The sequence below is a fragment of the Antarctobacter sediminis genome (genome assembly GCF_019218285.1).
In the GTDB taxonomy this organism is placed as follows: Bacteria; Pseudomonadota; Alphaproteobacteria; order Rhodobacterales; family Rhodobacteraceae; genus Antarctobacter; species Antarctobacter sediminis.
In genome coordinates this window covers 961265-981504 of the sequence record NZ_JAHUZG010000002.1, presented here as the reverse complement: position 1 = coordinate 981504, position 20240 = coordinate 961265, and the positions used below count along the sequence as shown (strand labels likewise).

Sequence of the window (20240 nt, the reverse complement as noted above, 5' to 3'; positions counted from 1 at the left end):
GGTCTTATGCCTCCTGCTCTTCGTCGCCGTCTTCGGCGAATTCCTCGTCGCCTTCCTCGGCCTCGGCTTCCAGTTCGGTCGGATCGACCCAGCCCAACAGGACGCGGGCGGTCATGACCATGTTCTGCGCCTCTTCGAGGTCTACTTCGAACTTCTCCAGCAGGCCGTCGTCCTTGGTCCGCTGGCCGTCAACCGTGGTCCAGCCACCGGCCAGTTCCCAGTCGGCGCAGGTTGCAAAGTCTTCCAGCGTCTTGATTCCATCCTCGGCCAGTGCCTCGACCATTTGCGGGGTCAGGCCTTCGAAGTTGATCAGGCTGTCGTCCACGCCCAGTTCGCGGGCACGTTCCAGCGCCTTGCGGGCCTGTTCTTCCAGGAACTCGCGGGCACGGGTTTGCAGCTCTTCTGCGGTACCTTCATCGACACCGTCGATGACCAGCAGTTCGTCGAGTTCGACATAGGCGACTTCTTCGAGGTTGGTGAAGCCTTCCGAGACCAGAAGCTGGGCAAAGAATTCGTCGAGGTCCAGCGTTTCCATGAACAGCTTGGTGCGTTCTTCGAACTCGGCCTGACGGCGCTTGGATTCTTCTTCCTCGGTCATGATGTCGATGTCCAGACCGGTCAGCTGGCTGGCCAGACGCACGTTCTGACCACGACGGCCGATGGCCAGCGACAGCTGTTCGTCGGGCACGACCACCTCGATTCGCTCGGCGTCTTCGTCCAGAACCACCTTGCTGACTTCGGCCGGTTGCAGCGCGTTCACAAGGAAGGTCGGCACATCCTCGTTCCACGGGATAATGTCGATCTTTTCGCCCTGAAGTTCGTTCACAACGGCCTGTACGCGGCTGCCGCGCATACCGACGCAGGCACCCACCGGGTCGATGCCGCTGTCATAAGAGATAACGGCGATCTTGGCGCGCGAACCGGGGTCGCGGGCCACGGCCTTGATCTCGATGATGCCGTCGTAGATCTCGGGCACTTCCATCTTGAACAGTTCGGCCATGAACTGCGGGTCGGTGCGCGACAGGAAAATCTGCGGGCCGCGCGTTTCGCGGCGCACGTCCTTGATGTAGCAGCGGATGCGGTCGCCGGGGCGATAGCTTTCGCGGCCGATCTTTTCGTTGCGGCGCAGGATGGCTTCGCCACGGCCCACGTCGACGATGACGTTGCCGTATTCTTCGCGCTTGACCAGACCGTTGATGATCGTGCCTGCGCGATCCTTGAATTCGTCGTACTGGCGGTCACGCTCGGCTTCGCGGACCTTTTGCAGGATCACCTGCTTGGCCGACTGTGCTGCGATCCGGCCCAGTTCCACCGGCGGAACCTCTTCGGAAAAGACATCGCCCACCTGCGGGTCGGCCATGTACTGCTTGGCCTGCTGGACGGTCATTTCGGCCTGGTAGTTTTCCAGTTCCTCGTCTTCGACCACGGTGCGGACGCGCGTGAATGTGGCCTTGCCGGTGCGGCGGTCGATCGACACGCGAATGTCCATCTCGGCGCCGTAACGCGACTTGGCGGCACGGGCGAGGCTCTCTTCCATCGCTTCGACGACCAGACCGGGGTCGATCATCTTTTCGCGTGCCACCGCCTCGGCGGTCTGCAAAAGCTCAAGCTGGTTAGCAGAGGTAATTGCCATTGTTCTTACTCCTCGTCCCGAGACGGCTCGGTCTCGATCTCGTCAAACTTGCTCTCGTCCAGTGTCTCGCTTGATCCGTCGGTGCCCGCCTTCTTGCGCGCCTTCAGCATCAGGCGGATCAGCTCGTCGGTCATCACCAGCTTGGCATCGGTCAGCCAGTCGAACTCCAGCCCGATGGTGCCTTCGTCAAGGTTGATCAGCACTTCGCCATCCTCGACACCGGCCAGGACGCCGCGAAAGCGTTTGCGACCCTCGATCATCTCGTCGGTTTCCAGCTTGGCCTCGTAGCCTTCGTAGGTGTCGAAATCCTTGAGCCGCGTTAGCGGGCGGTCGATGCCGGGGCTCGACACTTCCAGCGTGTAGGTGTCGATGATCGGGTCTTCGACATCCAGCACAGCGCTGACGGCGGTCGAGATCTCGGCGCATTCGTCCACCTCGATCCCGCCCTGCGGGCGTTCGGCCATGATTTGCAGGGTCGGCACCTGTCCGCCCATCAGGCGGATGCGCACCAGCTCGAAACCCATGTCCTCGATCACCGGCTGAACAATCTCGGCCAGGCGCTTGTCCATACCGGTCTTGGCGATCAGGTTGGTCATATCGGTCACTTGCCTTTCGGGCACAAAAAAAACGGGCCAGCGGCCCGTTGAACGTTTCGGTGGGCGCCGGGTGCCGGCGCGCCGCTGTTGATGCGGATATAGGCGGGAGAGCCGTGAAACGCAAGCGGATTCGCGAAAGCGCGCCGCATCCCGCCGGACCCCGCCGGTTTGCGGTCAGGTCATCACGTCCGGCGCGGTTCTTCCGCTCCGCTCTTTCAGCCCTGTCAGCATGTCCACCGCATCGGCCAGAAACTGCAACGCGGCCTGCGTTTCGATCTCCAGATCTCCCTCCGCGGGTTCGTATCTTTCGAGGTAGACGCGGATTGTTGCGCCCTCGGTGCCGGTGCCCGACAGGCGCATGACCGCTCGTGCGCCATCTTTGAAAAAGATCCGCACCCCCTGATTTTCCGAGACAGAGCCATCGACCGGATCAGTGTAGGAAAAGCTGTCGATCCGCTCGACACCCTCGGGCAGAGTCTGATCGGCACGGGCCGCCAGATCGGCCATGATGCCCTCGGCAGCGGCTTTGTCGACGGCCTCGTAATCGTGGCGGGAATAGTAGTCGCGACCGTAGGTCCGCCAATGGTCGTGCAGGATCTCCTGAACCGACACCTTGCGCGCCGCAAGGATGTTCAGCCACAAGAGCACCGCCCACAAACCGTCCTTTTCGCGGACGTGATCGCTCCCTGTGCCGGCGCTTTCCTCGCCGCACAGTGTTGCCCGGCCAGCGTCCAGAAGGTTGCCAAAGAATTTCCACCCGGTCGGCGTCTCAAAGGCTTCGATGCCCAATCGCTCGGCCACCCGGTCCGCGGCGCGGCTGGTGGGCATGGACCGGGCCACTCCGGCCAGACCGCGCGCATAGCCGGGCGCAAGATGTGCGTTGGCGGCCAGCACGGCAAGACTGTCCGAGGGGGTGACATAGATACCCTTGCCAAGGATCATATTGCGGTCGCCATCCCCGTCCGAGGCGGCGGCGAAATCCGGCCCGTCGGCGGACATGACCAGATCGACCAGCGGCTTGGCCCAGATCGGGTTCGGATCCGGGTGTCCCTTGCCGAAATCGACCAGGGGCACGCCGTTCAGCACCGTTCCCTCTGGCGCGCCCAGGATACCTTCGAGGATTGCCGTCGCATAGGGGCCGGTGACCGCGTGCATGGCATCGAACCGCAGGGTAAAGCCGCCCGCGATCATGGCGCGAATGGCGTCAAAGTCGAACAAGTCCTGCATCAGCGCGGCGTAGTCGGCAACGGGGTCGACGATCTCGACGATCATGTCGGCCAGTTGGACCTCGCCAATGGCGGAAAGGTCAAGGTCCGCTGTCTCCAGCGTCGTGTATTCGGATACGGTTTTGGTCTGGTCAAAGATCGCGGCGGTGACACCTTCGGGGGCCGGTCCGCCATTCGAAATGTTATATTTCAGGCCAAAATCCTCGTCGATGCCGCCTGGGTTGTGGCTGGCCGAGAGAATCAGGCCGCCGTCGGCCCCGCGCTTGCGGATCAGGTTCGAGGCAGCGGGCGTCGACAACAACCCGCCTTGTCCGACGATGCAGCGGGCCGCGCCCTGCGCCGCGGCCATTCGCAGGATGATCTGAATCGCTTCGGCGTTGAAATAGCGACCATCGCCACCCACCACCAAGGTCTTGCCGGTGACACCGTCGATGGCGTTGAAAATGGCCTGAACGAAAGCCTGGACATAGCCGTCCTGCATGAAGACCCGGGTTTTCTTGCGCAGGCCGGAGGTGCCGGGCTTTTGCCCGTCGAACGGCGTGAGGGGGCGGGTAATCGGCGTCATGGAAAGAGTCCTTGTCTATGCGTTGCTGCCGCGATCTGCGGGCATGAAAGCTTGGATGCGCGACGCGGGCAATGCGTCACCCAGTTGCTCGACCGTTATCGGCAGGCGGCGGCGCCAGTTGGGGTGTTCGGACACAGTGCCGGGCAGGTTCTGCGCGTCCAGACACCCCAGAAGGTCGTCCAGTTGCAGCGCGACCAGCGCCGAGGGCGCGGTGCACAGCCGCGCCTGTACCGTTTCGGCAATCGTCCGGGCGCTGGCCAGCGGCGGCAGTTCGCAAAGGTCACGCAGGCCCGCGCGTTGCCGGGCGCGTTCGTCGTGACGGGCGCGGGCCTGTCCGCCGGACAGCCATCCCATGCGTTGCCACCATGCGATGTCCTGCCCGTACCAGAACCCGCGCAACGTTGGCGTGTCGTGGGTGCCGAAACAGGCCAGCGCGAAGGGGCGCAGGTCGCGCGGATCACAAAGCCTGCCATCCTCGGCGGTTTCATATTGCCAGACCGCATAGCTGAGCAGTCCGGCGCGGTTCAGTGTTTCGCGGAAGCCATCCGGCACAAGGCCCAGATCCTCTCCGACCACAAGACAGTTGGCCCGCGCAGCTTCGATGGCGATGACGGCCAGCAAGCTTTCGAAAGGCTGGGAAACATAGCCGCCCGGGCTGCCGTCGTCGGGGATCCAAAAGCTGCGCAACAGGCCCAGCGCGTGATCGACCCTGAGGATTCCCGCCTTGGCCATCAGCTTGCGCAGCATGGCCCGCAGCGGCCGGTAATGCGCGGCACGCAACCGGGCGGGCGCATGGGCAGCGAGGTTCCAGCTTTGGCCCTCGGGGTTCAGGTGATCGGGCGGCGCACCTATCGTCACGCCGCGCGCGATGGTGTCGCGGTGCATCCATGCCTCGGCCCCGCCGGGGCGCGCGCCCACGGCAAGATCAAGATACAGGCCGAACCCCATGCCCGCCTCTAGCGCGGTGTCCTGCGCGGCGTCGATCTGGGTTTCGGCCCGCCATTGCAGCCACTGGTGAAAGGCCACGTCCTCGGCTGCGGCGCGCGCCGCGTCGGGGCCGGGTTTGCGCAAATTGGCGGGCCATTGGCGGAAATCTTCGCCGTGGTGGGTGCTCAGCGCCTCGAATTGGGCAAAGGTATCCAAAGCCGCACCGCCTGCGGCGCGGAACTGTTGAAAAGCCTTCCGTTCGGGTGCGATGGCCGTACCGAACTTTGCGAATTCGGCCTTAAGGGCGCCCCTGTGGCGGCGGCGGAAACCATCATAATCGATCAATGCATCCGCCGGGGTTGGCCCCAGACCTGCGCGCGGCGCGATGTGATCGGTGCTGAAGAAGCCGCGATGGGTGGGCGAATAGGGGCTGATCATCTCATCCGCAGCCCATCCCAGCGCATGGATCGGGTTCAGGCCAAGGAACTGCGCCCCAGAGGCGGCAAGCCCTTTCAGCGCCGCAGGCAGATCGCCATAGCTGCCCAGGCCGCCGTTGTGCGCCGACCGCAGGCCATAAAGCGCGCCGCAAACGCCCCAGCCCTTGGCCCGGCCTGTCAGAACGCTGACGCCCGGCGCCTGGTTCGGCATGGACAGCACCAGCGATTCGGTATGCCGGTCCGGGGCCGCCGCGTGCAGGATGAAATAGCCGACCTCCATCGGGGCCATTTCGATGTGATCCTCGGCGCGTCCGGACTGAACTTCGGCACCGGCTTCGTCCAGCAAAAGCCAGTCGCAGGGGGCGGCTACCGGCAGGCGCAGCGCGGCCCCGGCGCGGGTCAGGATTTCGGGCGGCAGGTGCGCCTCGTCGTGGCGGGCGCGCGTTTCTGCCAGCGCCTCGGCCACCATGGCGGGCGTCTCTGCCGCAACGCCCATCCCGCCCAACAGCGCCCTTAGCGTGTCGGGAACGGCGGCATGTTCGGTGCCTTGCAGGTCATGAAAGGACAGGTGAACCCCGTAGGCTCGCGCAAGGCTGCGCAGGCTGTCGTCGGCGCCGGTCATGATCTTTTCTCCGGATGGCGGACAAAGCCCGCGACGCTGAAGGCGGCGACGGAGACCGTCGCCTCGGTGATCTCTTGCGGGATCTGACGGGCCAAGGAGGTGTCGATTTCGCGCCGCCATGTCCCGCCCTCGGGGGCCGGCAGTTCCAGCGTCTGTTCCAGACCTTCGCGGTTGAATGCCAGAAGGATCTCTTCGCCGTCGGCACAGCCCGCCGGGGTTTCGGCGCAGCCGCGCAACAGCAGACAAAGCGAGGAGAGCCCTGGATCGCGCCAGTTCAGCGCGCTGCCGTCGAACCCACGCCATTCCACATCTGGCGTGCCGTCATCCCGCTGGACCCCGTGCAGGAAACGGGTTTGCCGCAAGACGCCATGTGCCTTGCGAAAGGCGATCAGGGCGGCGGTGAACCGGATCAGGTCGTCGTCCATGGTGTCCCAATCCAGCCAACTGATCGGGTTGTCCTGACAATAGGCATTGTTGTTGCCGCCCTGCGAATTGCCGCCTTCGTCCCCGGCAAGGATCATCGGTGTGCCCTGAGACAGCAGGACAGTCGCCAGCATGTTGCGCACCCGCTGGCGACGGGCCGCAAGGATCGTTTCGTCGCGGGTTTCGCCTTCTTCGCCAAGGTTGTCCGAATAGTTCGAGTGATGCCCGTCGCGGTTACCTTCGCCGTTGGCCGCGTTGTGGCGTCGGGAATAGGCCGTCACATCGGCCAGCGTGAACCCGTCGTGCGCCGCAGCGAAATTGACCGAGGCCCACGCCTGTCGGCCCCGCGTGTCGAACAGGTCTGCCGTTCCCAATAGCGCCGACCCAAGATCCTGTGCCGCGTGCCCGTCGCCACGCCAGAATCGCCGGACCGTGTCGCGAAACCGGTCGTTCCATTCCGCGAATTCGGGCGGGAACTGGCCCAGCCGATAGCCGCCATGTCCAAGGTCCCATGGTTCGGCAATCAGCTTGACCTCCGCCAGCACGGGATCCTGCCGCAGCGCATCCATGAAACCGCCTTGCCGGTCGAACCCGTGACGTTCCCGACCCAGTGCCGTGGCAAGGTCAAAACGGAAACCGTCAACGCCCATGCATTCGACCCAGAACCGCAGGGAATCGAGGATCATGCGCAAGACAAAGGGGTGATCGGTGTTCAGCGTGTTGCCGGTGCCGGTGTCATTGACATAGAACCGCGGCTGCCCTTCGACCAGCCGGTAGTACGAGGCATTGTCCAGCCCGCGAAAGGCAAAGGTCGGGCCAAGGTGATCGCCTTCGGCCGAGTGATTGTAGACCACGTCCAGCACCACTTCGATCCCGGCGGCGTGAAAACGGTCCACCATTGCGCGGAATCCGGCGACGCCCGACGGGCCAAGATACCTCGGTTCGGGGGCAAAGAAGGCGGCAGTGTTATAGCCCCAGTGGTTGACCAGCCCGCGACCGGTCAGCGCGTTTTCCGACCGGATGGCCTGCACCGGCAAGAGTTCAACCGTGGTGATGCCCAGACGGGTCAGATGCTCCAGCATGGCGTCCGAAGCCATACCATCGAAGGTGCCTCGCAACGCCTCGGGCACTTTCGGGTGCCGGATCGTGCTTCCGCGCACATGCGCTTCGTAGATGATCGTGTCGCCCCAGCCACGGCGCAGGTTGCGCGCGTCGGTCGGATACTCTTCCGGGGCCCAAACGACGGATTTCGGCGTGTGCGGAGCGCTGTCCATCGGGTTCAGCGACAAGTCGGCATCGGGCGACCCGGTGCTATAGCCGAAAGTGGCGGGATGGGTGGTAAAGCTGCCGTGCAGGCTGCGGGTGTAAGGATCCAGAAGCAGTTTGTTGGGGTTGAAACGATGGCCGCGGTCGGGCGCAAAGGGGCCGTGTACGCGATAGCCGTACAGCGCCCCGGGTTTCAGACCGGGCACATAGCCGTGCCAGACCGCGCCCTGCCGGTCGGGCAAGGGCAGACGCTGAAGCTCTTTTTTGCCGTCGGGCGAAAAGAGGCAAAGTTCGACCCGCTGCGCGTGGTCCGAGAACAGCGCGAAATTCGTGCCGTCGCCATCATACCGCGCGCCCAGCCGGTTCGGGCGTCCTGACCGGATCCCGTATGTCCCGACATTGGCGGATGTCATGCGACAAGCTGTGTGTACATCTGGACGTATTCCCGGGCCGAGCTTTCCCAGCCCACCGGATGCCGCATCGCCGATACTTGCATGGCCCGCCATGTTTCGCGGTCGGCAAAGGCGGCGGTGACGCGGGCGATGACCTGTTCGATCCCCGCGACCGAGACATCGTCAAAGACAAAGCCCGTGGCGACCCCCGCCGCCAGTGCGGCATGATTGGCGTCGACCACCGTATCCGCCAGACCGCCGGTGCGGGCGACCACAGGCAGCGTGCCATAGCGAAGACCATAAAGCTGGGTCAGACCGCAGGGTTCGAAACGCGAGGGGATCAGGATGGCATCGGCTCCGCCTTGCAGCAGGTGCGAAAACGCCTCGTCATAGCCGATGTGGACGCCGACCTTGCCGGGATAGCGGCTCGCGGCCTCGGAAAAGGCGCGTTCAAGCAGTGGGTCGCCAGAGCCCAGAAGCGCCAGTTGCCCCCCGCCTTCGACCAGCGCGGGCAGGGCACCTGCCAAGGCATCCAACCCTTTTTGCAGCGTCAGCCGGCTGATGACGCAGAACAGCGGCCCGTCGTGATCCGGGTTCAGCCCCAACCTGCGACAGACTTCGTCCCGGTTGGTGATCTTTCCGTTCAGCCGCTTGGGGCCAAAGCGCGCGGACAGTTCCGGGTCCGTCCTTGGGTTCCAGGTTTCGATGTCGATGCCATTCAGAATGCCGGTCAGGTCGGCGGCGCGGCTGGCCAGAACGCCGTCCAGTCCCATGCCGAACTCCGGTGTCAGAATTTCACGCGCATAGGTGGGGCTGACGGTGCTGATGTGGTCGGCATAGACAAGGCCTGCCTTGAGAAAGCTGACATCGCCGTAATACTCCAGCCCGCCCGGGTGGAACCAGTCGCTGCGCAGTTGCAGGTCGCCCATGACCTGCGGGCCGAATCGGCCCTGAAAGGCAATGTTGTGGATCGTGATGACGGAACGCGGCCCGGCGCGCCCGTCCTGCTTCAGATAGACCGGGGCAAGGCCAGCCTGCCAGTCATGGGCGTGCAGCACATCCGGCACCCAGCCGTTCAGCCCGTCGAAACAGATCCGCGCCGCCGCCTGCGCAAGCGAACCAAAGCGGCGATGATTGTCGGGCCAGTCCCGGCCGTCACCGTCCGTGTAGGGCGCGCCGGGTCGGTCGAACAATTGTGGTGCGTCCAGCAGCAGAAGGGTGATGCCTGCGGCCTGAACTTCGACCAGCCGCCCCGGTCCGCCGGGCAGGTCACCGAAACTGGCGACTTCGGTGCCCTCTGCCAGCAAGGGGAACAAGGCCGGATAGGCCGGCAGGACGGTCTTGACCTCAACCCCCAGCGGCGCAAGCGCGCCCGGCAGAGCGCCAGCCACATCCGCCAGCCCGCCGGTCTTGATGAAAGGGGCGCATTCCGAGGCGACCATCAGCACCTTCATGTCATTTCTCCAATGCGTCGATCATGCTGCTTGTGATCAGGCAGATGCCGTTCTTGGTCCTGCGGAACCGCTTGGCGTCCAGCTCGGGATCCTCGCCCACCACCAGCCCCGGCGGGATGGACACGCCCCTGTCGATGATCGCGTTCTTGATATGAGCGCGGCGACCAACTTCGGAGTAGGGCAGCGCCACAACGCCCTCGAGCTGGGAATAGGAATGGGTCTTGACGCCCCGGAACAAGAGGCAGCGATACAGCGAGGATCCCGAGATGATACAGCCGCCCGCCACCATGGACGATACGGCCTGCCCCCTGCGGCCTTCTTCGTTGTGAATGAATTTGGCCGGAGGGGTCAGTTCCGAATAGGTCCAGATGGGCCAGTCGGTGGCATAGATGTCCAGCTCCGGCTCAAAGTCGGTGAGATCGATATTGGCTTGCCAATAGGCATCCAGCGTGCCGACGTCGCGCCAGTAGGGTTTGGTTTCCAGCCCCGACATGATGCAGGACCGGCCAAAGGGATGGGCCACCGCCTGGCCCGCGGCGACCAGCGCCGGGATGATGTCCTTGCCGAAATCATGGCTGGAGTCGGGATTGCGTGCATCTTCTTCCAACAGGTCGCAAAGCACGTCCGTGTCAAAGACATAGATCCCCATCGAGGCCAGTGATCGGGTCGGATCATCGGGCATGGTGGGCGGTTCGTCCGGTTTCTCGACGAAATCAAGGATCTTGTCGTTGGCATCCACAGCCATGACACCAAAGCCCTTGGCCTCGTCGCGCGGAACTTCGATGCAGCCGACCGTCACCTTGGCCCCCGAGGCGACGTGCTGTTCGATCATCAACGAATAATCCTGCTTGTAGATGTGGTCGCCCGCGAGGATCAGGATGTATTTCGGATCATAACCCTTGATGACAAAAAGGTTCTGGGTGACCGCGTCCGCCGTGCCCTTGTACCAGTTTTCTTCGTCCAGCTGCTGAGAGGCGGGCAGGATGTCCAGACTTTCGTTCCGTTCCGCACGGAAGAACGACCAGCCGCGTTGCAGGTGGCGGATCAGGCTGTGCGCCTTGTACTGGGTCGCAACGCCGATGCGCCGGATGCCAGAGTTGACGGCGTTGGACAGGGCAAAGTCGATGATCCGGGTCTTGCCACCGAAATAGACAGCGGGTTTCGCCCGGATGTCGGTCATCTCCTTGAGACGCGACCCGCGCCCGCCCGCCAGCACATAGGCCATGGTCTGCTGGGCCAGCTTGAACCTGTCGTTTTCCATGTGATCCTCTCCCGTGATCAGGTGCCCGGTCTCTCCTCCCCGGACAGTTGGAAGAACACCGTCGCCAAGGGCGGAACGGTGATTTCTATCGAATATCCGCAGCCGTGCGCCGGTTCGCGGTCGGCGGTGACGCCGCCGAAATTGCCCTGCCCGCTGCCGCCATAGATCTGGGCGTCGGTGTTCAGCCGTTCTTCCCAGTGGCCGGGCGCGGGCACGCCGATCCTGTAGCCGTGACGTGTCACCGGAGTGAAATTAGACACCATCAGGACAGGCGCTGTATCGGGTTCGCCCATGCGGACCCATGCAAAGATCGACTCGGCCGCATTGCCGCCGTCGATCCAGCGAAACCCCTCGGGTTTGCTGTCCAGTTGGTACAGGGCGGGCGTTGCGCGATAAAGCGCGTTCAGGTCGCGCACCAGATCCTGCATGCCCTTGTGCGTTGCGTGTTCCAGCAGGTGCCAGTCCAGACTGCTGTCATTGTTCCATTCGGCCCATTGGGCAAATTCGCCACCCATGAACATCAGCTTCTTGCCGGGATGGCCGTACATGAAGCCGTAATAGGCGCGCAGGTTGGCGAAACGCTGCCAGTCGTCGCCCGGCATCCGCGCAATCAACGAGCCTTTGCCATGCACGACCTCGTCATGGCTTAGCGGCAGGACGAAATTTTCGCTGAAGGCATAGTGCAGGCCAAAGGTCATCTTGTCGTGGTGGTATTTACGGTTGATCGGGTCTTCGCCCATGTACCGCAGGGTGTCGTTCATCCACCCCATGTTCCACTTGAACCCAAAGCCAAGCCCGCCGGTGTCGGTGGGTGCGCTGACGCCCGGAAAGGCGGTGGATTCCTCGGCCAGTGTCATCACGTCGGGATGGGCCGCGTAGACCTGTTCGTTCATCCGTTGCAGGAACGCGATGGCTTCGAGGTTCTCGCGCCCCCCGTGCTGGTTGGGCACCCATTCACCCTCTTTCCGCGAATAGTCTCGGTACAGCATCGAGGCCACAGCATCCACGCGCAGCCCGTCGACGTGGAATTCCTCCAGCCAGTAGCGCGCATTGGCGATCAGGAAATTGGAAACCTCGGTGCGGCCATAGTTGTAGACCAGCGTGTTCCAGTCCGGGTGGTAACCTTCCTTGGGATCGGAATGTTCATACAGCGCGGTGCCGTCGAAACGTGCCAGCCCGTGACTGTCGGTCGGGAAATGCCCGGGCACCCAGTCGATGATCAATCCAAGACCAGCCGCGTGGGTAGCCTCGACCAGCGCGCGAAAGTCCTCGGGCGTCCCGAACCGGGAGGTCGGCGCATAAAGTCCCACAGGCTGATAGCCCCAGGAACCGCCAAAGGGATGTTCCGAGATCGGCGTCAGCTCGATATGGGTGAAACCCATGTCGGCGGCATAACGCACCAATTGATCTGCATGCTCCCGGTAGCTGAGTGCGCGGTTCCCGTCCTCGGGGACGCGGCGCCAGCTTTCCAGATGGACCTCGTAAATCGAAATCGGCTGATCGACCCGCTGTTTCTGGCCGCGCCCGGCCATCCAGTCGGCATCGGTCCAGCGGTGCTGGTCAAGGTTGCGAACAACCGAGGCGGTGCTTGGCGGTACCTCGGCCCCGAAACCCACCGGATCCGCCTTGAGCGGCAAAAGCATCCCGTTGCCGTCCAGAAGTTCGAATTTGTAGAGCGTGCCTTCGCCGACGCCGGGGATGAAGATTTCCCAGATGCCGGTCTGTCCCCGGCGGCGCATCACGTGCCGCCGCCCGTCCCAATCGTTGAAATTACCAACGACCGACACGCGCGATGCATTGGGTGCCCATACGGCAAAATGCACGCCGGGGGCGCCGGCGTAGCTGGTCAGATGGGCACCAAGCGCGCGCCAGAGTTGGCCGTGCGTGCCTTCGCCCAGCAGGTATTCATCCATCTCGCCCAGTACGGTGCCAAAGGCGTAGGGGTCTTCGGTTTCCCAGATCTCTTCGCCACGGGTGATCCGCAGGCGGTAATCGTAGCGCCCGGTGATGCCCGACAGGATGCCATCGTACAGCCCCGGGGCCCCTTCGACGGGCTCCAGCAGGGCAAGCAGGACGCCCGTGTCACGCGCCAGAACCTCGACCCGATCGACGCCGGGGTAAAAGACGCGAACGCATTGGCTGCCATCCGGCAGGCCGTGTTGCCCGAGAACCGAAAACGGATCGCCATGGCGGCCCTCGACGATCTGCCGTGCGGTCATATTGTCGAGGGGGGCTGTCATGCGCTCTGCTCCAGGTCTCTGTCTATGGCACTGTGCACTTGCCAGATGTCCCGTGCATAGCCCTTGATCGTGCGATCCGAGGAGAACCAGCCAACGCTTGCCGTATTGCTGAGCGCCATCGCGGCCCAGGTGGCCTTGTGTTTGAAGGCTTCGTCGGCGCGGCGCTGGGTGTCAAAATAGCTGTCGAAATCACAGGATACGAGGAAGTGGTCGTGATCCCAGAGATTGCCGACCAATCCGTGATAGCGGCTGGGGTCTTGCGGGGAAAAGCGCCCCTCGGCGATCTGGGCCAGAACCTTTTGCATTCGCGGGCTTTGTTCGATGGCGGCGCGGGCATAGCCGTGATGGCTGCGCCGTTCGATCACCTCTTCGGCGGTCAGTCCGAACAAAAAGAAGTTCTCGGCCCCGACATGTTCGCGGATCTCGACATTGGCACCGTCCAGCGTGCCGATGGTCAGAGCGCCGTTCAGGGAGAATTTCATATTGCCGGTGCCCGAGGCCTCTTTGCCGGCGGTCGAGATCTGTTCGCTAAGGTCTGCCGCCGGGATCAGCATCTCGGCCATCGTAACGTTGTAATTGGGCGGATAGACGATCTTGAGCAGATCGCCTGTGACGGGATCCTTGTTCACCACCGCCGCGACGTCATTGATAAGCCGGATGATTTCCTTGGCCACATGGTAACCGGGTGCGGCCTTGCCGCCAAAGATCTTGACCCGTGGCGTCCAGTTGGCGCCCGGGTTGGCGTGCATCTCATTCCACAGCGCGATGGTTTCGAGGATGTTCATCAACTGGCGCTTGTACTCGTGGATGCGCTTGATCTGGATGTCGAACATCGCGTCGGGGTCGACCTGAATGCCGCAATGTTCGGCGGCCCAGTTGGACAGGCGCACCTTGTTTTCGCGCTTGGCGTCCATGAACTCGGTCAGGAAGGCCTGATCGCCGGTCTTGGAGCGCAGGGCCGCCAGTTTTTCCAGATCGGCGGGCCATGCATCCCCGATTTCGCGGGTGATCAGGCGCGAAAGCGCCGGGTTGCAGCCGTATAGCCAGCGCCGTGGCGTGATCCCGTTGGTCTGGTTCACGATCCGTGTGGGGTGAATCCGGTGCAGATCGGCAAAGACCGTGGATTTCACAAGCTCGGTGTGCAGTGCCGAAACGCCGTTCACTTTATGCGCCATGATAAAGGCCAGTTCGCCCATGTTCACGTTGCCATGGTCAAGGATGCGCGGGCTGCCGGGGTGCTGTTCCTGCTGCGCCCCTTCGATGGCGCGAATGATTTCCAGATGACGCGGCAGGACCCGACCCAAGAGCCATTCCGGCCAGCGTTCCAGCGCCTCCGGCAACAGCGTGTGGTTGGTGTAGCCAAGGCAGCGGCGCGCCAGTTCGATCGCTTCGGCCATGTCCAGCCCGTGAATGTCCACGAGAATGCGGATCAATTCCGGCCCGGCAATGGCCGGGTGCGTGTCGTTCAACTGGATCGCCGCAGCGTCGGGCAGTTTTCGGATGTCGTCGTGATCGACGAAGAAGCGGCGCAAAAGGTCGAGGATCGAGGCGGAGGTAAAGAAATACTCCTGCTTCAGACGCAGTTCCTTGCCGCTTTCGGTGGTGTCGTCCGGGTAGAGGACGCGGCAGATGGTACGGGCCAGCGCCTCGGACCGGCTGGCGGCGAGGTAGTCGCCGCGGTTGAAACTGGCGAGGTCGAATTCCTTTTGCGGCCGTGCGGACCACAGGCGCAGTGTGTTGCCCCAGCGGCCCTGCCAGCCGACGATTGGCGTGTCATGGGCGGTGGCCAGCACGGTTTCATGCGGGCGCCATTGCGCCTTGCCGTCATGATGATGCACATGGCCACCAAAGCCGACCTTGTAGGTCACTTCGGGGCGTTCGAATTCCCAGGCGTGGCGTTGTTCCAACCATGTTTCGGGCTTCTCGATCTGCTGGCCTTCGACGAAATCCTGTTCGAACAGCCCGTGTTCATAGCGGATGCCATAGCCCATCGCCGGAATGCCCAACGTAGCGAGGCTATCCATGAAGCAGGCGGCAAGACGCCCCAGGCCACCGTTGCCAAGGGCCGCATCCGGTTCGTCCTTGACCAATGCATCATAATCCTGACCAAGCGCTGCGACGGCGGCTTTTGCCTCGTCCACCAGGCCAAGATTGGCGGCCACATCCTCAACCAGTCGCCCGATGAGGAATTCCATCGACAGGTAATAAACGCGCTTGGCGTGTCCGTCATAGCTGGCCTTGGTGCTGTTGAACCATGAATCCACCATGCGGTCGCGCAGGGCCAACGAAAGCGCCATGCGCCAGTCATAGACGGCGGCGTGTCCGGCGTCCTTGCCAAGCGAATAGCGCAGATGTGCGAGGATTTCGTCTTTCATCGGATCGGTCCTGTCCTGTCCTGCGGGCGGCACGTGGCGCAACCATGGTCGAAGCTGCATGAGTCAGGCGCGCCTGTTTCCGCTAACGACAGTTTCTGTTCAAAGGCCAGAGCCGCCGCGGGATCCGGGTATCCGCTGCCCGGGATGTTGCACGCTGGCCCCAGTCTGCCGCTGCCCCTGCCTGTTTCAGGGGCAGCGGTGCTGCCATCACGCGGCTTTCGGCGTCAATTGCTGTTCTTCGACAGGCGGCGGTTCCATCGCGCCCGTCATGATCGCAACCGCGTCCGACATCGAGATTTTGGCCGGGTCCACCACCGCGTGACGTTTGCCAAGTCGGTGGATGTGGACACGGTCGGCCACTTCAAAGACATGGGGCATGTTGTGGCTGATCAGGATGATCGGGATGCCCTTGGCCCGCACGTCCTGAATCAGTTCCAGCACCCGGCGGCTTTCCTTGACGCCCAGCGCGGCGGTGGGTTCGTCCATGATGATGAACTTCTTGGCGAAGGCCGCCGCTCGGGCCACGGCGACGCCCTGACGCTGACCGCCGGACAGGGTTTCGACCGCCTGATTGATGCTTTGCACCGTCATCAGGCCCAGTTCCGTCAGCTTGTCGCGGGCGAAATCCTCCATCCGCTTTTTGTCCAGCTGGCGAAAGACCGTGCCCAGAATGCCGGGTTTGCGCAGCTCGCGCCCGGCAAACATGTTGTCTGCAATCGAAAGGGCGGGCGACAGCGCAAGCTGTTGGTAGACGATCTCGATTCCCATTTCCCGCGCCTGGATCGGCGAGGCGAAATGCACCGGCTTTCCTTCTATGCGGATCTCGCCCTCGTCGGGCTGAACCGCGCCGCAGATTGCCTTGACGATCGAGGATTTGCCCGCGCCATTGTCGCCGATCACGGCCAGCACTTCGCCGGGAAAGAGGTCAAAGTCCGAATGGTCGATGGCGGTCACGTGGCCATAGCGCTTCACGATTCCGCGGCCTTGAACGATGGGGTCCATTACGACGATACCTTTCTGATCCACTGGTCCACCGCCACGGCGCCGATGATGAGCAGGCCGATCAGCAGGTAGGTCCATTGCGCATCCGCGCCCAGCAGGCGCAGGCCAAGGGTAAAGACGCCGACAATCAGCGCCCCGAAGAGCGATCCCATGACCGCGCCACGCCCGCCAAAGAGCGAGATGCCCCCGATCACCACGGCGGTGATGCTTTCGATATTGGCCAGCTGCCCCGAGGTCGGCGAAACCGAGCCGATCCGCCCGATAAGGGCCCAGCCGGCAAAGGCGCAGATCAGGCCCGAGGCCATATAAACCGAGATCAACACCTTGTTCGCTTCGATCCCGGAAAGCTCGGCGGCCTCTTTGTCATCGCCCACGGCATAGACATGCCGCCCCCATGCGGTCTGTTTCAGGATGTAGGCCATCAAGATGAACAGCAGCACCATGAAGACCGCGCCATAGGTCAGCCGCGCGCTGCCCAACTGGATGGTGGTGCCGAAGAATTGCAGCAGCGGCGCATCGGCGGCGATGTCCTGGCTGCGGATGGTTTCATTGGCGGAATAGAGGAAGTTCGTCGCCAGAACGATCTGCCACATCCCCAGTGTCACGATGAAGGGTGGCAGTTTCACCTTGGCGACCAGCCAGCCGTTGAGGAAGCCCACAAAGGTGCCGACACACAGACCGACAAGGATCGCAAGGCCGGTCGGCAGCGCGGGAACCGTCAGCCAGTACCAAAACCCGCTATCGGCAACGGCATAGCCGACCAGAGGAATGGGAAAGGCGATGCCGAAAAAGGCCAGCCGCCCCATGACCACCGAGCTTAGCACCATGATCGCGCCGACCGACAGATCGATGCCTGCGGTCAGAATGACAAGGGATTGCGCCACCGCCACAATGCCGACGATCTGCACTTGTTGCAGGATCAGAGTCAGCGCGAAGGGCGAAAAGAACTTGGATCCCAGCAGGACGCCAAAGATGATGACGGAGATGACAAGCACGATCAGCGGCACCAGCGAAGGGGTGACATGCAGGGCGTGCTGGATCTTGGGGCCGAGGCCTTCGCGTTTCTCGAACTCGGCCACCTGAGCGTTGGCCTTGGACAACGAGGATTCGAAGTCCTGCCCCTTTGAGGCAGAATCAGACATGGGGTCCTCCCGGGATATGTGGCTGCGTTCTTTTGCGCATGTGCCCTCAGCCTAATCGACAGGCTGGCAATGCGTCCATGACGAAGGGGCGGGCACCGCCCCTTCGCGTGTCGTCAGGTCCGGGAGATCAGCCCCAGCAGAGGTCCATGCCTTCCTTGACGGTGATCGAGTCAACACCTTCGACGGCCTCGTCGGTGACCAGAGCCACGCCGGTGTCGAAGAAGTCCTTGCCCTCGGTCGGCTCGGGCTTCACGCCTTCGTCGGCCCATTTCTTGATGGCCTCGATGCCCAGCGAGGCCATGCGCAGCGGGTACTGCTGCGAGGTCGCGCCGATCACGCCGTCCGCGATGTTCTGAACGCCGGGGCAACCGCCGTCGACCGAAACGATCAGCACGTCGTTTTCACGGCCGATGGCCTTGAGCGCCTCATAGGCCCCCGCGGCTGCGGGTTCGTTGATGGTGTAGACCACGTTGATGAAAGGGTCCTGCGCCAGCAGGTTTTCCATCGCGCGGCGGCCGCCTTCCTCGTTGCCTTGGGTCACGTCGTTCCCGACGATGCGCGGGTCGGTCTCGTCGCCCCATTTGCCGGGGTCGCCAAGGTCGATGCCAAAGCCCTGAAGGAAGCCCTGATCGCGCAGGACGCCAACGGTCGGCTGCGATACGGCAAGGTCCAGCATGGCGATCTTGGCGTCGGCGGCATCGTCACCCAGCTTGGCGGCGGCCCACTGGCCGATCAGTTCACCGGCAAGGAAGTTGTCGGTGGCAAAGGTCGCATCCGCTGCGTCGATCGGATCCAGAGGCGTGTCCAGCGCGATGACAAGGATGCCCGCGTCGCGCGCCTGCTGAACCGCAGGGACGATCGACGAGGTGTCGGACGCGGTCAGCAGGATGCCCTTCGCACCATCTGCGATGCAGGTTTCGATAGCCTGAACCTGGGTTTCATGGTCGCCGTCGATCTTGCCGGCAAAGCTCTTGAGCGTGATGCCCAGCTCTTCGGCCTTGGCGGTGGCGCCTTCCTTCATCTTGACGAAGAAGGGGTTGGTGTCGGTCTTGGTGATCAGGCAGGCGCTGATCCCATGGCTTGCGGCGCTGGCGCCAGAAGCGAAAACGGCGGCGGTCAGGGCAATGGCCGAGCCAGTCAGAAGCTTTTTCATGTTATCCTCCCAGAGTGTCTTTCGACGGTCCGCAGGCCCAACGCGGAAATGATTCGGGCCGAAGGGCGGGAAACTCCCTCCCTGCAAGGCCTAGAAAACAGATTCGCGCCGCTCCTGTCAACATTAATAAATCCACTTTATTTATTATTGACAGAAGCCCTCCGAACATGGAGTCTTTCAGGGTAGTAACCGTGACAGAAAACGAGAGCGGACAAATGAAACTGGACACCACCAAGGGAGAAGGGGAGGGGGCCGCCGGTCCGCCCGACAGTGTGCGCGGGTCGAACCAAAGCGGTGTACGCGCCCATAACGAACGTCTCGTCCTGTCGCTTGTTCGTCAGTACGGACCGCTGGCCAAGGCCGAGATCGCGCGGCGTACCGGCCTGTCGGCTCAGACAGTGTCGGTCATCATGCGGGCGCTGGAAAAGGACGGCTTGCTGGAAAAGGGCGAACCGGTTCGCGGCAAGGTCGGTCAGCCTTCGGTTCCCATGGGACTGGCGCGCAACGGCGCGTTCTTTCTGGGACTCAAGGTTGGGCGGCGGTCGCTGGACCTTATCCTGACCGATTTTCACGGCCACGTCGAAGGGCGCGTGCACCTGTCGCATCGGTATCCGACGCCGGACAGCGTGGTGCGCTTTGCGAATATCGCGATTACACAACTGCTGGACCAAATGACGCCGCAGAACCGTGCGCGTGTGGCCGGGCTTGGCATCGCGATTCCCTTTCGCTTGTGGGACTGGGCCGGTCCGCTGGGGCTGGCGGCCGATGAAATGGAGGCATGGCGCGATCGGGACATCGCGACCGAAATCGCCGATGCATGGGATTTCCCGGTCTACATGCGCAACGATGGATCGGCGGCCTGCGGGGCCGAACTGGTCTTTGGCGATCAGAACAAACCGCGCGACTTCCTCTATTTCTTCGTCGGGTTCTTCGTCGGAGGCGGCCTTGTGATCGACAACACGGTGTTCACCGGGCGCAGTGGCAATGCCGCTGCGCTGGCCTCGTTGCCCATCGGGATCCGTGGCGCAAAGGTGCGCCAACTGGTGGATGTCGCCTCGATCTATACGCTTGAGCAACTGGTGCTGGAGGCTGGTGGCGACAGCGGCATGATTTGGGACGATCCCTCGCAATGGAGCCTGCCCGATGGCGTGCTTGATGACTGGATCGCCAAGGCAACCGAAGGGCTGGCCTATGCGATCCTTTCGGCGTCCTGCCTGATCGATTTCGAAAGCGTCGTGATCGATGGCTGGCTGCCAGAGCCAGTGCGGGCGGCGCTTGTTGCGCAGACCGCCCGACGCCTGAACGAGATCCGCGTCGCGGGTATCGAAGTGCCTGACCTGCGCGAAGGCAGCATAGGCCGCGACGCCCGCGCGCTGGGCGCTGCCAGCCTAGCGTTGTCCGATCGGTTCCTTGTTGACCGGAACGCCTTTCTCAAGACCTGACGGCCACGCCCGAATTATTGGCGCGTGGATTTCGTGATGCCGTTTTTTGCTGTGCCGCAAGAGCTTGGGGCATGATTGCCCATT

Annotated in this window: 13 protein-coding genes; 1 reads left to right on the top strand and 12 read right to left on the bottom strand. The window is 63.0% G+C overall.

The window, feature by feature from the left end:
• Positions 1-4 precede the first annotated feature (4 nt).
• The 12 genes from nusA to KJP30_RS12605 form a co-directional block, all read right to left on the bottom strand.
• Entirely contained in the window at positions 5-1633 is a 1629-nt protein-coding gene (gene nusA, locus KJP30_RS12660) for a transcription termination factor NusA (protein ID WP_218449637.1), read from the bottom strand.
• A 5-nt stretch (positions 1634-1638) separates the two neighbouring features.
• The gene (gene rimP / locus KJP30_RS12655) at positions 1639-2229 is read right to left on the bottom strand and encodes a ribosome maturation factor RimP (protein ID WP_218449636.1); all 591 of its coding nucleotides are present in this window, start codon (positions 2227-2229) and stop codon (positions 1639-1641) included.
• 174 nt (positions 2230-2403) lie between these two features.
• The gene (locus tag KJP30_RS12650) at positions 2404-4020 is read right to left on the bottom strand and encodes an alpha-D-glucose phosphate-specific phosphoglucomutase (RefSeq protein WP_218449635.1); all 1617 of its coding nucleotides are present in this window, start codon (positions 4018-4020) and stop codon (positions 2404-2406) included.
• Positions 4021-4035: 15 nt separating this feature from the next.
• A complete protein-coding gene (gene malQ, locus KJP30_RS12645) occupies positions 4036-6006 on the bottom strand; it encodes a 4-alpha-glucanotransferase (RefSeq protein WP_218449634.1) in 1971 nt (656 codons plus the stop codon).
• A complete protein-coding gene (gene glgX / locus KJP30_RS12640; protein WP_218449633.1) occupies positions 6003-8108 on the bottom strand; it encodes a glycogen debranching protein GlgX in 2106 nt (701 codons plus the stop codon). Before glgX ends, malQ begins: the two co-directional genes overlap by 4 nt.
• Entirely contained in the window at positions 8105-9541 is a 1437-nt protein-coding gene (gene glgA, locus KJP30_RS12635; RefSeq protein WP_218449632.1) for a glycogen synthase GlgA, read from the bottom strand. The genes glgX and glgA overlap by 4 nt, the downstream gene beginning before the upstream one ends.
• Position 9542: 1 nt before the next feature.
• Positions 9543-10802 carry a glucose-1-phosphate adenylyltransferase gene (gene glgC / locus KJP30_RS12630; RefSeq protein WP_218449631.1) on the bottom strand — a complete coding sequence of 420 codons (1260 nt, stop codon included), beginning with the start codon at positions 10800-10802 and terminating at the stop codon, positions 9543-9545.
• Between the two features lie 17 nt (positions 10803-10819).
• Entirely contained in the window at positions 10820-13042 is a 2223-nt protein-coding gene (gene glgB / locus KJP30_RS12625) for a 1,4-alpha-glucan branching protein GlgB (RefSeq protein ID WP_218449630.1), read from the bottom strand.
• Positions 13039-15417 (bottom strand): glycogen/starch/alpha-glucan phosphorylase, encoded by a 2379-nt coding sequence (locus KJP30_RS12620; RefSeq protein WP_218449629.1) that lies wholly within the window; start codon positions 15415-15417, stop codon positions 13039-13041. Before KJP30_RS12620 ends, glgB begins: the two co-directional genes overlap by 4 nt.
• A gap of 207 nt (positions 15418-15624) precedes the next feature.
• Positions 15625-16419: an ATP-binding cassette domain-containing protein gene (locus KJP30_RS12615; protein ID WP_218449628.1), complete on the bottom strand. Its 795-nt coding sequence runs from the start codon at positions 16417-16419 to the stop codon at positions 15625-15627.
• Positions 16419-17561, bottom strand: coding sequence for an ABC transporter permease (locus tag KJP30_RS12610; RefSeq protein ID WP_218449627.1), 1143 nt, complete (start codon positions 17559-17561; stop codon positions 16419-16421). Before KJP30_RS12610 ends, KJP30_RS12615 begins: the two co-directional genes overlap by 1 nt.
• 127 nt (positions 17562-17688) lie before the next feature.
• Positions 17689-18714: a sugar ABC transporter substrate-binding protein gene (locus tag KJP30_RS12605; RefSeq protein ID WP_218449626.1), complete on the bottom strand. Its 1026-nt coding sequence runs from the start codon at positions 18712-18714 to the stop codon at positions 17689-17691.
• A 215-nt stretch (positions 18715-18929) separates the two neighbouring features.
• Here KJP30_RS12605 and KJP30_RS12600 point away from each other — a divergent pair, with 215 nt between their 5' ends.
• A complete protein-coding gene (locus KJP30_RS12600; protein ID WP_218449625.1) occupies positions 18930-20156 on the top strand; it encodes an ROK family transcriptional regulator in 1227 nt (408 codons plus the stop codon).
• Positions 20157-20240: the final 84 nt, after the last annotated feature.

Bases quoted from the DNA above. Each gene is read 5' to 3' on its own strand.
- nusA (WP_218449637.1), bottom strand. From the start codon at position 1,633: ATGGCAATTACCTCTGCTAACCAGCTTGAGCTTTTGCAGACCGCCGAG.
- rimP (WP_218449636.1), bottom strand. From the start codon at position 2,229: ATGACCAACCTGATCGCCAAGACCGGTATGGACAAGCGCCTGGCCGAG.
- KJP30_RS12650 (WP_218449635.1), bottom strand. From the start codon at position 4,020: ATGACGCCGATTACCCGCCCCCTCACGCCGTTCGACGGGCAAAAGCCC.
- malQ (WP_218449634.1), bottom strand. From the start codon at position 6,006: ATGACCGGCGCCGACGACAGCCTGCGCAGCCTTGCGCGAGCCTACGGG.
- glgX (WP_218449633.1), bottom strand. From the start codon at position 8,108: ATGACATCCGCCAATGTCGGGACATACGGGATCCGGTCAGGACGCCCG.
- glgA (WP_218449632.1), bottom strand. From the start codon at position 9,541: ATGAAGGTGCTGATGGTCGCCTCGGAATGCGCCCCTTTCATCAAGACC.
- glgC (WP_218449631.1), bottom strand. From the start codon at position 10,802: ATGGAAAACGACAGGTTCAAGCTGGCCCAGCAGACCATGGCCTATGTG.
- glgB (WP_218449630.1), bottom strand. From the start codon at position 13,042: ATGACAGCCCCCCTCGACAATATGACCGCACGGCAGATCGTCGAGGGC.
- KJP30_RS12620 (WP_218449629.1), bottom strand. From the start codon at position 15,417: ATGAAAGACGAAATCCTCGCACATCTGCGCTATTCGCTTGGCAAGGAC.
- KJP30_RS12615 (WP_218449628.1), bottom strand. From the start codon at position 16,419: ATGGACCCCATCGTTCAAGGCCGCGGAATCGTGAAGCGCTATGGCCAC.
- KJP30_RS12610 (WP_218449627.1), bottom strand. From the start codon at position 17,561: ATGTCTGATTCTGCCTCAAAGGGGCAGGACTTCGAATCCTCGTTGTCC.
- KJP30_RS12605 (WP_218449626.1), bottom strand. From the start codon at position 18,714: ATGAAAAAGCTTCTGACTGGCTCGGCCATTGCCCTGACCGCCGCCGTT.
- KJP30_RS12600 (WP_218449625.1), top strand. From the start codon at position 18,930: ATGAAACTGGACACCACCAAGGGAGAAGGGGAGGGGGCCGCCGGTCCG.